Consider the following 12,485-nt stretch of genomic DNA (forward strand, 5'->3'; position numbering starts at 1 on the left):
AGCGCATCGCCGGGCGCACGAGTCCGCTGTCGCTGCCCGTGCAGCGCGACCTGTGCAAGGTGCTCGTCGGTGCTGGCAAGAAGCACCCATGGCCAGAAGTGATCCCGTCGAGCCGCTTCGGCCAGCGACCGAGCCAGCCGGTCGCGTACACCCGCGTGGTCCCGTCCCTCGTCGTCGAACTCGACGTCGACACAGCGTTCGAACAGCACCGGTGGCGTCACGCAGCCCGGCTTGTTCGCATGCGGCGCGACCTCACCATGGCTGATCTACGACCCGCACCCTCGACGTAGGTGTCGCACAGCCGGTGCGCAGCCATACACGAGCCGTAACACCTCTAGGGGTCAACGCGAACCACATGCGAGACGGGGCATCGGACGAGAGGCGGGCGCTGTGCAGAGGTCGCCCTTGCCGAAGCTCCTGGAGCGTCCGACATGGTGCTGAAAGACGCTGTCGACGTCTTCCTCTTCGGGCCCGACAACGAAGTCGAGTACGCAAGGCTGCGGCGACCCGAACGTATCTACGCCAGCAAGAGCTTTCCCATGGGTCTACCGCAGTCACGGGACTACGGCCAGCCGACGCGGTGCCTGCGCAAGGTCTTCGACGAGCCTGCCGAGTCCGAGGACTTCAGCCACCTGCCGGACATTGAACGGACGAGGTTCATCGTGGACACCACACCGGGCGGACGGAAGCAGATCCAGATCGAGGTCACTCGCCAGGCCGGCAACATCCGGTGCATCGAGATCCAGAAGGTGCCCACCGACCCCAACGCGACCGAGCTGCAGAGCATCTTGAAGCTCGACCGCGAGGCGTCAGAGCGCTTCATCCTCTTCGCCCGAGCCCTTGAACACATCCCTGTCGAAGGGGTGACCGAAACGATCCGCGTCGAGGACCAGGTCATCCGGGACATCTTCGCGAACCCCGGAGCCGTGGCCGGCCTCTACAACCGGGCCCCGGGGCGCTCCCGGGAGCTGATGGAGGACGACCCCGAGGCCACCGACGTCATCGCCCTGGCGCACCGAAAGGAGATCGTCGAGCACTTCCGTCGACTGCTGTCCGAACCCGACTTCTTCGAGCAGGAGCGGCAGGCGACGCCTGGTAGGCGCAAGGAGGCCGTGTGGCAGCGCTTCCTGGAACAGAATCCGTGGATCCTCGGTATTGGGCTTACGGGTCAGCTTCTGACGTCGTGGAACAACGAGAAGCTTGAGCAGACCGTCGCAGGCTTCTCAGTTTCCGGCCCTGGCAAGCGAACGGATGCGCTTCTCCGCACGACCGGCAGCATCCGGTCGCTTGTCTTCGCTGAGATCAAGCACCACCTGACCGACTTACTAGGTGCGGAGTACCGAACCGGGTGTTGGGCACCGTCTGACGAGTTGGCTGGCGGCGTCGCCCAGGTGCAGCAGACGGTCCACCTCGCGAGTCAGCAGATCGGAACGGCCCTTCGCGACCTCGACGCCGAGGGTGCGGAGACCGGCGATGCCACCTACCTTTACCGACCTCGCACCTTCCTCATCATCGGCAACACTAGGGAGCTGCGGGGATCCGGCGGTGGTCCCATCCCACAGCGCGTCAGCTCCTTCGAGCTCTACCGCCGAAACCTCTACGAGCCGGAGATCCTCACCTTCGACGAGCTGCTTGCCCGTGCCGAGTGACATGTCGCGCTCGCTGAGGGCGAGAGCGTACAGGTGCCCGCCCCACGCTGACCGAGTCTGTTACCACCAATCGCCTGGCACGCCAGGCGCCCGTCGGAGATAACCCGACTCCTTGATCTGCTGCATGTCAGCGGGCAACTCGGTTTGCTGAAAGAACGGGTTACTCGCTAAATCGACCAGTGTCTGCATGACGTCAAGATCAGTGGGTACCGGGGTGTAGCCAAGAAGAGGACGCAATATCGGCATATCGGGGAACACCATCACCCGAGCCACGTGTAGAGCGTTGGACTCGAACTGTGTGGCCATGGTGTCTGTCGCCAGCTCCCTAATCGACAATCTTGAGCGGAAAAGCGAATCCTGTGTTCCGTCGAGCATGGGAAGCATCCACACCTCGCGGCCCCTACCGACCCTGGCCTGGCCTCGCTTGTCACCTCCACCCCTGTTCCATAGAGGCCAGTCGCCGTGAAGCACTCGGAACATCTCGATTAGGGCCCCTTCGAGTTCGACTGCGTACTCTTGTCCATACTCAGGGTTGTCGACGAGCGGACCGCGTGCCGGTATGGCACCGCTGCCACGGCTGCCGTACTGGGAGCGCTCTCGATGGGTGTTGACCTGATCAAACGGCGATTGGACGCAACACGAGAAGCCGAGGCGAGGGTGCTCTTCGAACCACCTTGTAATGCTCTCGCGCTTGCAGTTGTTGGCTGGAAAGTGGATAAGGCCGACGTGTTGAGCAAACCGTTCGGTCAAGTCCACCGCTCTGCCGATGTACAGGATCCGCCGACCTGGAGCCTTGATGTTGGGGTCGGGGTTGAAGAAACAGTAGATACCGGTGCTCGCCCACCCGTAGTTGTCGGTCGGCGAGCACAATTCATCCAAGGCATCACGAAGTGCGGGTGCCTCGGACACCTCGAACACGTCGTGCAAGATTGTCGCGAGCACGGTCCTCCTATCTCTACGCCCACGGTTGCGGGTGCTGCAGCGAGACCGACTCCCGATGCACGAGCAGAGTATCGGCGAGCGGGAATCGGACGCAGCGGGACATCCCTGGGCTCCGACACAAGGGCTTCGTGTACGACGAGCTGCTGCCCTGTTCAGCAGGACATCGGGTTGATTAGAGGCGTCGACTCTTGATTGACAAGTCTTCAGCGGAAGGAATGAGGTCATCGAGGGGAACCTCGGAAGCCAGACGCTCGAGCAATCGGAAGCTTTCTCCAGCGTACTCCTCGAAGATTTCGGCGCTTCTAGTGGCTGAACGAATCCGCGCTCAAGTGATTCTTGCATAGGATCGCTTAAGTGCGTCTCGGAGGCTTCCGGGACAATCGTAGATAGCGAGTCCCAATACAGCACTGCCTGATTGATCGCCGGCGTTGACGCATTAACAAAGGGGTAGTACAGCATTCCTAGCATGCCAGCTCAGTTCCTCTCAAGCTTCTCTTGAGCCCGCTTGAGGCGCACTGCCTGCCGGGCAGAGCCTTATTGGGCGAAGAGGGGCAGCAACGTCGATGGTGCCCGCCACTGCACGATCCGGCCCAACGTTGGGCGCAACACCGCCACCGCCGCCCACAGTCCTGACGTCGCCATGTATCGGCGGTGTCCTGCCACCCGATAACGGTGGTTGTGAAAGGTGGCCGCCGTATCGCGGGCGCACCACCCCCGCCTCGATGCAGCTTCGGGGCCAACCAGCACCTCGTCACGGACCTGCTTCCACACATCCTCAGCGTGACCAGCCAGTCGGCGAACGGATGTCCGGGACGAGGCCGCTACGCGACGATCTACCCCACAGCGGATCCTGCACGTTCCGTGGCTGGCCGTGAGGCTCCGCGGCGATGCCGGTTGAGTCCGCTGGCGGTAGGCGACGAACCTGCGCTGCCGTGTACGAAATCAACTTCTCGTTCGAGCACGGGGCGGGTGTATTCCTGTGGTGCTCCAACCCAGACGACGAGCAGCGTTGGGGTGGTAATCCGGTCGACCCGGCCACGCTGCCGATCAGCGCGGACCTCCGCGCAGAGCTGACCCGGCTGGGCGAGTGGTACAACACCTCGCTGAACTGGGCCTACCCGCCCGACCCGGGGCCGTGGCGCCAACAGGAGTGCGACCGGTTCAACACCGCCGCTACCACTGCTCTCGACCGGCTACGCACGGAGCTCTGCGCGGAGTGGGAGGTCATCCGGAACTTCGCCGACCAGTACGAGGACGCTGACCTCGACCGCTACCTCGCCGATCCCGCCGGCTTCCAACGCCGACCCTCTCCCCCACCGACGGCCACCACCACACCATGACCGCGGTCGACGATCCCGCGGCGGAACTGGCCACCGTGTCCGTGGACCGAACGGTCCGGGTAGCTGCTCCGCGAGCGCCGGGGTGACGGTGCTCATGCCGGCAGCCCGGATAACTCATGCTGTTCCCGTCGTGCGCGACGACACTCTCGGGCGACCCGGGTCGCCCGTCGCTGCCCGACCGCGAGGATCACTCTCAGCTGGGGCGTTGATCGACGGTGATGTCGAAATCGACGTCGGTGCCACGCACCCGGCTGACCGAGACGGTGACGCCGAAGACCCCGAAGTCGGAGACCAGGATGCAGCGGCGGGTGGCGCCGAGCTGCGCCGGCAACGCCGGACAGGTGACCCGGTTCACCTGCGCACCATCAGCGCGCAGTTCGTCGATTACGGTCCGTGCCACCGCCGCACCGCCGACCACCGGTGGCGGCGCGGGACGCGTCGTGGTGGCGGGAGGACGGATGGTGGCCGGCGGTCGGCGGGTAGTCCCCCCGGGGGCGTGGCCTGGTGCTCGTGCGTGGCGCTGAAGTGGTCGTGGGCGCGGCTGTGGTCGTTGTCGTTGGCGCTGGCGCCGAAGCCGGGGCTGGTGAGGACGTCGTCGTGAGGGCCGGCGTGGTGGCGCTGGCGAGCGGGACGGTCAGCGGCGCCGTGCCCTGCAGCGCGGTCGAGCCGGGCGAGGAAGGCGGTGGCTTGGTGCGCGCGGCGTCCACCGCCAGCCAGCCCGTCACGGCGAGGACCGCCACGACCGCGGCCACCGGGCCCACCCGCCACCGGCGCGCCGCGACCCGGACGGCGGGCGGCGGTTCGAGATCCTCCTCGACACGGCCATCCGGGTGCACCACCACGCGGTACTCCCACGCGTCACGCTCATCGACGATCAGCACCCGCACCGGACCGTCGTCGCGGCACACCCGATCTAGGCAGCACCGGACCGGGTCGAGCCCCGCAGGCACCTCCACCGGGCGCCCGTCGACGCTGGCGCCGTCGCCAGTGATGTAGCGGTCATGACCGACACACGCGCCTACCCGCGGGGCGGTTCGATCAGCTCTGCTTTGCCCGAAGAGACCCCTAGGTAAACGCATCTGTAACACCGCGGCTTCGCGAAAGACCGACGTGGACCTTGACGCCAATTACTGGCGGAACCGCACCAGACACACGGTGGCCGAGTTCGGCGAGGCTTGCGAGCCACACCCCACCCCGCACTTGACGTGCGGGCAGCCTGACTGGGGCGACCCAGAGAGATCAATTACTGGGGTCAACGTTGCCGGTCGAGCCACTTGCGAACTCATCAGATCGGTGGGCGCAAACCTGTTGCGACAAGGGTCTCCAACGTGGCAGGCGAGGCCGGCGAGGCCTACGTTGGAGGACGTTGCCGAATCTATTGTGTAGCTCCGTTCCGAGCTGCGCTTCGGCACCCGATCATCGGACACTTCTTGACCGTCAACACCCCCTCGCATGCCCTCCGTGACGACATCGCGAACGGTTCCGTCGCCAGCGGCTCGGCGCGGCCTCTCACCAACAGCGCCACCGAGACGAAGCCGGCCTTCAAGACGACGGAATTCGCCGTCTACCTCGTCGCCGTCCTCGGTGTGCTTATCGCCTCCTGGCTCGTCGGTAACTCCGACGGCCACGGTGACATCTTCCTCGCCGACAAGGCATGGTTCTACATCACTCTGCTGACCGTCGGGTACCTGGTCAGCCGCGGGCTGGCCAAGGCCGGCAGCCGCGCGCACCACGACGCCTGAGCATCGCCCGTTCGCACCTGCGGACCCCAGCCCGTCCAACCTTCGGACGCGTCCGCCGCGGCCCCGACCGGCTCACCGCCGGCCACTTGAAATCTCGAGATGAGGCATTGATGGAGCAGTCACCGAACAACCCCACAACCGACGGACGCGAGAACGAGGGCGACGTCGACGCCGCCCTCAGCGTGGTCGGCGAGAAGGGCCCCCGCGGCCACCAGGGCTCGACCTGTCTCGCCGGCCTCATCGCCGACCGGGCGCGGGAAATAGCCGCCTCGTCGAGGGCCGGCAGTGACCTGGAAAACTGGCTGACTGCTGAGCGCGAGGTGCTGACCCGCTCCTCGGCTCCGACGGGCGAGCGCGGCGACCAGGGTCCCACCGGTCTCACCGGCGACAAGGGTGCAACCGGTGACAAGGGTGCAACCGGTGACAAGGGTGCAACTGGCGCGCAGGGCCCGACCGGTGAGCAGGGCCTCAAGGGCCAGCCCGGTGAGAAGGGCCTGACCGGTGAGCGCGGCGAGCAGGGCCTCAAGGGTCTGCCCGGTGAGGTGGGCGAGAAGGGTCTGCCCGGCGAGCGTGGCGAGCAGGGCCTCACGGGTGCGCCCGGTGAGAAGGGTGAGCGCGGCGAGCGTGGCGAGCAGGGCCTGACCGGTCTGACCGGTGAGCAGGGTCCCGTCGGCCCGATGGGTCTGCCGGGTCTGCCCGGCGAGCAGGGACCGGTCGGCCCGGCCGGCCCGATGGGCCCGATGGGCCCGATGGGCCCGATGGGCTTGCAGGGTCCGATCGGTGAGCAGGGCCCCCGCGGCGAGGTCGGCCCGACCGGTGACCAGGGTCCCGTGGGTGAGCAGGGCCCGGTCGGTGAGCGTGGTGAGCAGGGTCCGCGTGGCGAGGACGGCCTCTCGGGCGCGCGTGGCGAGCAGGGTCTGCCGGGTCTTCCCGGCCCGATGGGCCCGGCCGGTCCCGCCGGCCCTCCCGGGCCGCAGGGCATCCCCGGCCCCCAGGGCCAGCAGGGCTGGGCTCCCGAGCCCGCCGTCCCGGCCAGGCAGGTGACCGGCTGGACCGTTCCGCCCAACGGCGCGCCGACCAAGACGCCGGACGCCGTGCGGGCGTGGACCGAGTTGTTTGGCAGCTTCGCCGGGCTACAGCGTCAGGCGTGGGCCAACGCGCTCACGGCCGCCGGCGTGCAGCGCCCGAACGGCCGCTGACCGACCCGCTGTCCGTGTCGTACCGCCGAGGGGCGTCCTCCTAAGGAGGACGCCCCCTCGGCGCGTTCACCGCCTGTCGTCTCCATCCAAGAGCGCTCAGCTGGCTCGGCAGACCACCAGTCGTTGATCCTCACAGAAGGATCCTCACGCAGGGTTCCATCGCGGCGTCGTCAGCCGTGACCGCACCGGAGGAGTGCGATGAGGTGACTGGGTCCCGTCCCGGAACCCGGGCTGAAGGGTCAGCACGGCGCGGAGATCACCCGGCAAGACGGCGGGGCCACGCCTAACATTGACTCGTTGTCCCGGTCCCCGACGACGTCATGACTGCGCCGCCGAGAGGACCACGATATGTCGGGAGCATCTGAGCTTCACACCAGGGCCGACAAGCGCTTACACCGAGCCGTGCCCGACGCTCCTGCATCGTCGCGTCGGTGCACGTGCTCGACGGCGACGCTGTTCAGCCCGGCCGGGGACATCGTCGTGCTCCGGGTGGCGGGCGAGGTGGACCTGGACAACTTCGCCGTCCTGGACGCCGCCCTCGATGATGTCCTCGAACGGCGCCCCGACCACCTCATCGTCGATCTCACCGGACTGGTGATCTGCAGCTCCCGCGGCATCACCGCGATCGCCCGCACCGCGCAGGTGGCCATCGCCGACGGCACCCGCTACAGCATGAGCGGCGCCTCACCGATGCTCGCGCGGCTGTGGCCGCACTACTGGCCCGATGGCGATGCTCCCCCCATCCACCGGACCACCGCCGCCGCAGTGCTCTCCGCCATCGTGCTACAAGCCGACCAGTGGAAACCGGTGCCGACCGCACCCGAGCAGGCGCGCCCCGTCGCAGACGAGCACCACCCCGACAGCCGACCGGTGAACCTCCTGGACGACCACACCGACCCGCCCAGCCCCACTGACCGCCACCATCCACGCCCCGACGTGCACGACGCTGATCCCTCAGCACTACGACAGGCGCTGCACCGCCACCGCAGCAAGGTGTACCGCAGCGCCCTGCATGCCCTCGGCGCCCCCTACAAGGCTCATCCCCTGGCACCAGACCTCGATGCGCAACTCCGCACCGCGCTCGCCGGTTTCGCCGCCACCCCGCCGGACAACCACAGCAACGGCCGCCCTGGATGGCCGTCTGCCGATACGCCGTGATGCTCGGCGGTCCGCGCCGCCGCCGCTGAGTCGGAAGCTGCCTCGGCGCGCCGGTCTGGCGGCCGCCACAGGGGGGCGTGTACGTCCCGGCCGGTCGACTATGTGGCGGGTGTCTGCCGGCGCAGCTGGCTGCGTGGAGTCCGCCGGCGGGCAGCGGACGGTGATGTGCCTACCGTGCGGCAGTGGGAAAGCCGCCGAAACCGCCACACCGCCCACCCGGGCTGGTGCCGCCGGTGGCGCCGATGGCCGCCGCCCGGGTGACCCGGCTGCCGGTCGGGCCGGGCTGGGTGTACGAACCGAAATTCGACGGCTTCCGCGCCCTGGCCTTCTGCGAGCGCAGCGGGGTGGTGTTGCAGTCGCGGCAGCTGCGCCCGCTCTCGGACGCGTTCCCCGACATCACCACCACCCTGACCACATTGCGCGGACTGGGGAAGGGCGGGGTGGTTCTCGACGGGGAACTCGTCGTGCGGCGGGCGGGCCGGTTGGACTTCGCCGCCCTGCAGGACCGGCTCCGCTCCGGCCCCGGCAGCATCCGCGATCTGGTCGCCGGGCCGCCGACCGCTCATGTGGTGTTCGACCTGCTCGCCCACCGCGGCACCGACCTCCGCCCCTCCCCTACCGCGAACGTCGTGGGTCAGCCCGCCGACCATCGGGTCCCGGTTGATCACGACCCTGCGACGCCGTCGTTGCCGGTCAGTTCGGTCGTCCATCCCTCCAGGCCGAGGGCCTCGAAGAGCTGGCGGACAAAGTGCTCGAACTCGATGGGCGTCATGGCAGTGAGATCGGGGCGGGAGTCGAGGCCGGCGACCAGGTCGACGCCCTCGACGCGCTGGGGCGAAGCGGAGCCCATCGAGCGTGGCCACCTTCGCTCGGCCGATCCGGTTGCGGACCTTCTCCGGCGTGCCCTGCGCCTGCAGCGGGCGAGCGATGGTCGCAGGCGTCGACCAGCTCGCGATCCGGACTCGGGCACACGCGCGCACCTAGCTTCGCCGTCGGGTTTGGACCACACGGCCGAGTGGCACCTGCTGGCAAGGCCACGGATCGAGCGCGCGCGACCCGAGATCCAGGCCCGGTCGGTTGAGACCACATGCCGGCTGGGCCGCCATCTCTGCTCCGACACCCCCGCGCGCCTTCCTCGAGACACCAGCACCGTCCGTGAACGTCGACGTCCGCGGGAGGTGCCACGAGGCCTACGGCACCGTATGCTACGGGTGTCGCCCCACGGGTTGGGTCGATATTCAATGGAGAGGCCTCGGGCTCGTCGGAGAGGCCTCGGGCTCGTCGTCGTAGCCCGGTATCCGCCTCAATTTCGAGTGCGCGGCGCCCCCGACCCCGGCCCGTTACCGCCAGTATTGGTGGTGTCGTGCTTGGGCCTCTCCCTGTGCAAGCCCGGGTGGCGGGGCGGACGGAGAACGACGATGACTGCCAACGACTCGGGTCCAGAGTTCCACCCGCCACCGATGTCCGGGCTCCTCGACGTCGAGGTGGTGTGCGACGAAGCGGGTGAGGCGGTGGTCGTCGTCCAGGGTGAGCTCGACCGGGCCTCGGTGCCCCTGCTGGCCGGGTGCCTGCGGGAGCTTCTCAACACCGGCGGTGCGGGGCGGACGGTGGTGGTGAACCTGGCGGGAACCACGTTCGTCGATGTCGGAGGGATGTGCGCACTGTCCGAGGCCGCGGGGTTGGCGCGGGATCGGGGTTCGCGGCTCCATCTGGCCGGGTGCAGCACACGATTGGTGCGGCTGCTGCATCTGTTCGACGGATTTGACATGGTTCCGTCCGACCGGACCTGACCGGACGGCCGCTGCGCCTGCTGCATCTACATACGAACCCGCCGTGGCTGTGCTCGTGCCCGCCGCGGCGGCAAGTTCGGGGATCCTTCGTCGACCTCCTCGGTGATCCGGGGAGTGAACGCGGTCGCCGTGCGTTCCAGGCCACACGGCGAAGCCGGGACGTGGACGGCCGAGGTCGGCGAGTCAGCATTGGCCGAGTCAGCATCGGCCGAGTCGGGGTCGAGGTGAAACGACCCCGACGTCACCTCACCGGGACCGCGAGGACGTGGCGGGCGAACGCGCGGTCGGTGACGACGCGGCGGGCGACCTCGCCCAGCAGCAGGTTGTGCCCGCGGGCATAGCGGCGCAGGCGGTCGAACGCCGTGTCCACGGTCAACCTCCCCTGCTGGGCGAGGACGCCCTTGGCCTGTTCGAGGACTACGCGACTGTTGAGCGCGGCCTGCAGTTGCTCGGTGACTATTTCGCCGTGTCGGACGGCGCGTTCCTGCAGGATCCCGATCGTCGCGATGTCGGCCAGGGCCTGCCCGAGGCGCAGGTCGGCCTCGGGCAGCGGGCCGGGGCGGGAATGGAACAGGTTCAACCCGCCGATCGCCTCTCCGCGCAGCCGTAGCGGCAGTGCGTGCACCGAACGGTAGGACCCCTTCCCGGCCAGCGCGACGGCCAGCTCCGGCCAGCGGCCGGCGGCGTCGTCGAGGTCGGTCACGGTCACCGGCTCCCCGGTGCGGACGCAGTCCACGCACGGGCCCTGATCGGCCTGGATCTGCATCAGCTCGGTCCAGTCGGACTCCTCACTGGAGGAGGCCACGGTGCGCAGTTGCCCGCGAGGGTCGACGAGCATGATCGCGGCGGCGGCGGCGGACAGCAACTCGACGCTGTGCCCGACGAGCCGGTCGAGTGCGTCGATGACGTCGTAGTCGTCGACGAGGGTGTCGGCCAACTCGATGAACGCCCTCATCAACAGTGCTTCGCGGTCGTTCTGAACGTGACTCACGCTCGACTCCCTTCCAGGGCGTCCAAGGGTATGCCCGGATGGCGGGTTCGCATCCTGGCTCAGTCCATGTCCTGGGTGAACACCAATCGGCGGGCGACGACGTCGCGGGCGACGTCGGCCACCGGCCGGCGGGCGGCGAAGGCGTGCGCGCGCAGACGGACAAACGCGTCCTGCGACGAGATACCGAGCTGAACCAGAATCATCCCGGTGGCCTGGTGCACCTCGGCGCGGTCGTTCCACAACCCGTCACACCCCAGCCCGTGCAACCACGCCTCGTCTGCGCGGGTCATCTGCCGGCCCTCGCCGTCCCCGTCCGCTTGCCACCGGTCGGTGATCCGGCCGTCGGGGTGCTGCCCCTCGGTCACGGGGGGGCCGTCGACGTGAGCGTCACCGGTGTGGGCGGGCACCGCGAGCAGCATGAGGGTGGCGGTGTCGGCCGCGGCGAGAGCGTCGCGCAACTCGTGCCTGCGAAGGGGGCCCGGTGTGGTGCGGTAAAGGTCGAGTACCCCGAGGTTGATCGTGCCCAGCTGTAGCGGCAGCGCGAACAGCGCCCGCACATCGGTCTGTTCGGCGACCGCGCCGGCGAACATCGGCCAGCGGGTGGTCAAGACGTGGTCGTCGATGTCGGGGACCAGCACCGGCCGGCCGGACAGGGCGGCCTCCATGCAGGCGCCCTCGCCCAGGGTGAACTGCAGGTCCTCCAGCGTGGCGGCGGTCGGGTCGGTGGCCGACAGCGTCTCCCGCGATGCCGTCGCGGTCAGCAGCGAGATCGCCGCACCGTCCACATCGAGGCACGCCACGCAGGCCCGGCAGATCTCGGCGGCCGCATGGCGGTCGTCGTGACCATGACCAGCGAGGCGGATCAGCGCCTGGGTCAAAGGACCTAGCTCAGGCGCCACAGCTGCGCCAGCTCCCGACGGGTCGGTGGGCCGGCCGGGCGATGAGCCGATCGTTCGCTGGGCGCTTCATGGGTTGGTGCACGATCCTGTCCGAGGCCGGTAGACCGTGATGGAGCGGCGGGAACACGGCCAGCACCTTGGGTAGGGATAACGGTACCGGTCGGTGGGGCGTCCGTCACATGCAGCACGGCCACCGGCCCAGCGGCGATCCAGCCGGTGCACATGATCAGATCGTGCTGCGGGCACGATGAGTCACGCAGCCGGGCTCGAGGCCGGCCTCCTGCGACGACCGCTCGCGGTCGCCCGAGCGCGGGCCACCGCGTCCCGGTGCCGACGCCGCACCTCGGTCTCGTCGTACGGTGTCCTGCACCGGCATGGGGTGTCGCCGACGGTGACGTCCCCACACGGTCGCAAATCACCACAACCGGGGACACCACGTCGCAAGGCTGCCGGAGTCTGCCAAGCCCGAGGAGATGGCGTCGGGACCTGGGATCGACCCAGAGGTGGAACCCGAGTGGGCGTCGCAGACCTCATGTGGCACCGCCCGGAAATCGACTCGCCGCCGGGGTTGGGAGCGTGTGAGTTCGGCGGGATCGTCCCCTCGTTCCCTTAGCGATGAAGGCACGGCGTCGCAGGTAGTCCGGGGCCAGCTCGTCAGCCGCACGGTCGGACACGGGCAGTAGCAGGTGTGCACGTCGGCTACCAGGATGAGAACGTCGATCCGATTGAGCTCTTGCGGGACGACTTCGAGCAACTCTTCAGACCGCGGCAGTCG

Annotated in this window: 13 protein-coding genes and 1 pseudogene; 8 read left to right on the forward strand and 6 right to left on the reverse strand. The window is 68.4% G+C overall.

Going from position 1 to position 12,485, the window contains the following annotated elements; genetic code table 11:
* The first annotated feature begins 38 nt into the window (after positions 1-38).
* Positions 39-290 carry a hypothetical protein gene (locus tag RM445_RS19020; protein WP_311558015.1) on the forward strand — a complete coding sequence of 84 codons (252 nt, stop codon included), beginning with the start codon at positions 39-41 and terminating at the stop codon, positions 288-290.
* 141 nt (positions 291-431) lie between these two features.
* On the forward strand, positions 432-1,649 hold the full coding sequence (locus RM445_RS19025) for a Shedu immune nuclease family protein (RefSeq protein ID WP_311558016.1): 1,218 nt from the start codon (positions 432-434) through the stop codon (positions 1,647-1,649).
* 60 nt (positions 1,650-1,709) lie between these two features.
* On the opposite strand, the gene RM445_RS19030 is transcribed toward RM445_RS19025, so the two are convergent.
* Positions 1,710-2,591, reverse strand: coding sequence for a GIY-YIG nuclease family protein (locus tag RM445_RS19030; RefSeq protein WP_311558017.1), 882 nt, complete (start codon positions 2,589-2,591; stop codon positions 1,710-1,712).
* Positions 2,592-3,523: 932 nt separating this feature from the next.
* Between RM445_RS19030 and RM445_RS19035 the strand changes: the two genes are divergently transcribed.
* Positions 3,524-3,931: a hypothetical protein gene (locus RM445_RS19035; protein ID WP_311558018.1), complete on the forward strand. Its 408-nt coding sequence runs from the start codon at positions 3,524-3,526 to the stop codon at positions 3,929-3,931.
* Between the two features lie 193 nt (positions 3,932-4,124).
* Here the strand turns inward: RM445_RS19035 and RM445_RS19040 are convergent, their stop codons facing one another.
* Entirely contained in the window at positions 4,125-4,331 is a 207-nt protein-coding gene (locus tag RM445_RS19040) for a hypothetical protein (RefSeq protein WP_311558019.1), read from the reverse strand.
* 928 nt (positions 4,332-5,259) lie between these two features.
* On the opposite strand from RM445_RS19040, the gene RM445_RS19045 reads away from it, so the two are divergent.
* The 3 genes from RM445_RS19045 (at position 5,260) to RM445_RS19055 (ending at position 8,030) form a co-directional block, all read left to right on the forward strand.
* On the forward strand, positions 5,260-5,673 hold the full coding sequence (locus tag RM445_RS19045) for a hypothetical protein (RefSeq protein WP_311558020.1): 414 nt from the start codon (positions 5,260-5,262) through the stop codon (positions 5,671-5,673).
* 110 nt (positions 5,674-5,783) lie between these two features.
* Positions 5,784-6,872, forward strand: coding sequence for a collagen-like domain-containing protein (locus tag RM445_RS19050; protein ID WP_311558021.1), 1,089 nt, complete (start codon positions 5,784-5,786; stop codon positions 6,870-6,872).
* A gap of 402 nt (positions 6,873-7,274) precedes the next feature.
* The gene (locus tag RM445_RS19055; protein WP_311558022.1) at positions 7,275-8,030 is read left to right on the forward strand and encodes an STAS domain-containing protein; all 756 of its coding nucleotides are present in this window, start codon (positions 7,275-7,277) and stop codon (positions 8,028-8,030) included.
* Positions 8,031-8,199: 169 nt separating this feature from the next.
* On the opposite strand, the gene RM445_RS19060 is transcribed toward RM445_RS19055, so the two are convergent.
* Positions 8,200-8,427 carry a hypothetical protein gene (locus RM445_RS19060; RefSeq protein WP_311558023.1) on the reverse strand — a complete coding sequence of 76 codons (228 nt, stop codon included), beginning with the start codon at positions 8,425-8,427 and terminating at the stop codon, positions 8,200-8,202.
* Here RM445_RS19060 and RM445_RS32420 point away from each other — a divergent pair.
* Positions 8,318-8,587: pseudogene (locus RM445_RS32420) on the forward strand (ATP-dependent DNA ligase); the annotation flags it as partial. The gene RM445_RS19060 and the pseudogene RM445_RS32420 sit on opposite strands and share 110 nt — an antisense overlap.
* 107 nt (positions 8,588-8,694) lie before the next feature.
* Here RM445_RS32420 and RM445_RS19065 read toward each other — a convergent pair.
* A complete protein-coding gene (locus RM445_RS19065; protein ID WP_311558024.1) occupies positions 8,695-8,880 on the reverse strand; it encodes a hypothetical protein in 186 nt (61 codons plus the stop codon).
* A gap of 568 nt (positions 8,881-9,448) precedes the next feature.
* Here RM445_RS19065 and RM445_RS19070 point away from each other — a divergent pair.
* Complete coding sequence (locus RM445_RS19070) at positions 9,449-9,820, forward strand: STAS domain-containing protein (RefSeq protein ID WP_311558025.1); 372 nt, start codon at positions 9,449-9,451, stop codon at positions 9,818-9,820.
* A gap of 241 nt (positions 9,821-10,061) precedes the next feature.
* Here RM445_RS19070 and RM445_RS19075 read toward each other — a convergent pair whose 3' ends face one another.
* Positions 10,062-10,811 (reverse strand): GAF and ANTAR domain-containing protein, encoded by a 750-nt coding sequence (locus tag RM445_RS19075; RefSeq protein WP_311558026.1) that lies wholly within the window; start codon positions 10,809-10,811, stop codon positions 10,062-10,064.
* A 59-nt stretch (positions 10,812-10,870) separates the two neighbouring features.
* Complete coding sequence (locus RM445_RS19080; RefSeq protein ID WP_311558027.1) at positions 10,871-11,689, reverse strand: GAF and ANTAR domain-containing protein; 819 nt, start codon at positions 11,687-11,689, stop codon at positions 10,871-10,873.
* Positions 11,690-12,485 lie beyond the last annotated feature (796 nt).

Origin of the sequence: Pseudonocardia charpentierae, from assembly GCF_031845345.1 — a bacterium.
Lineage (GTDB): Bacteria > Actinomycetota > Actinomycetes > Mycobacteriales > Pseudonocardiaceae > Pseudonocardia > Pseudonocardia charpentierae.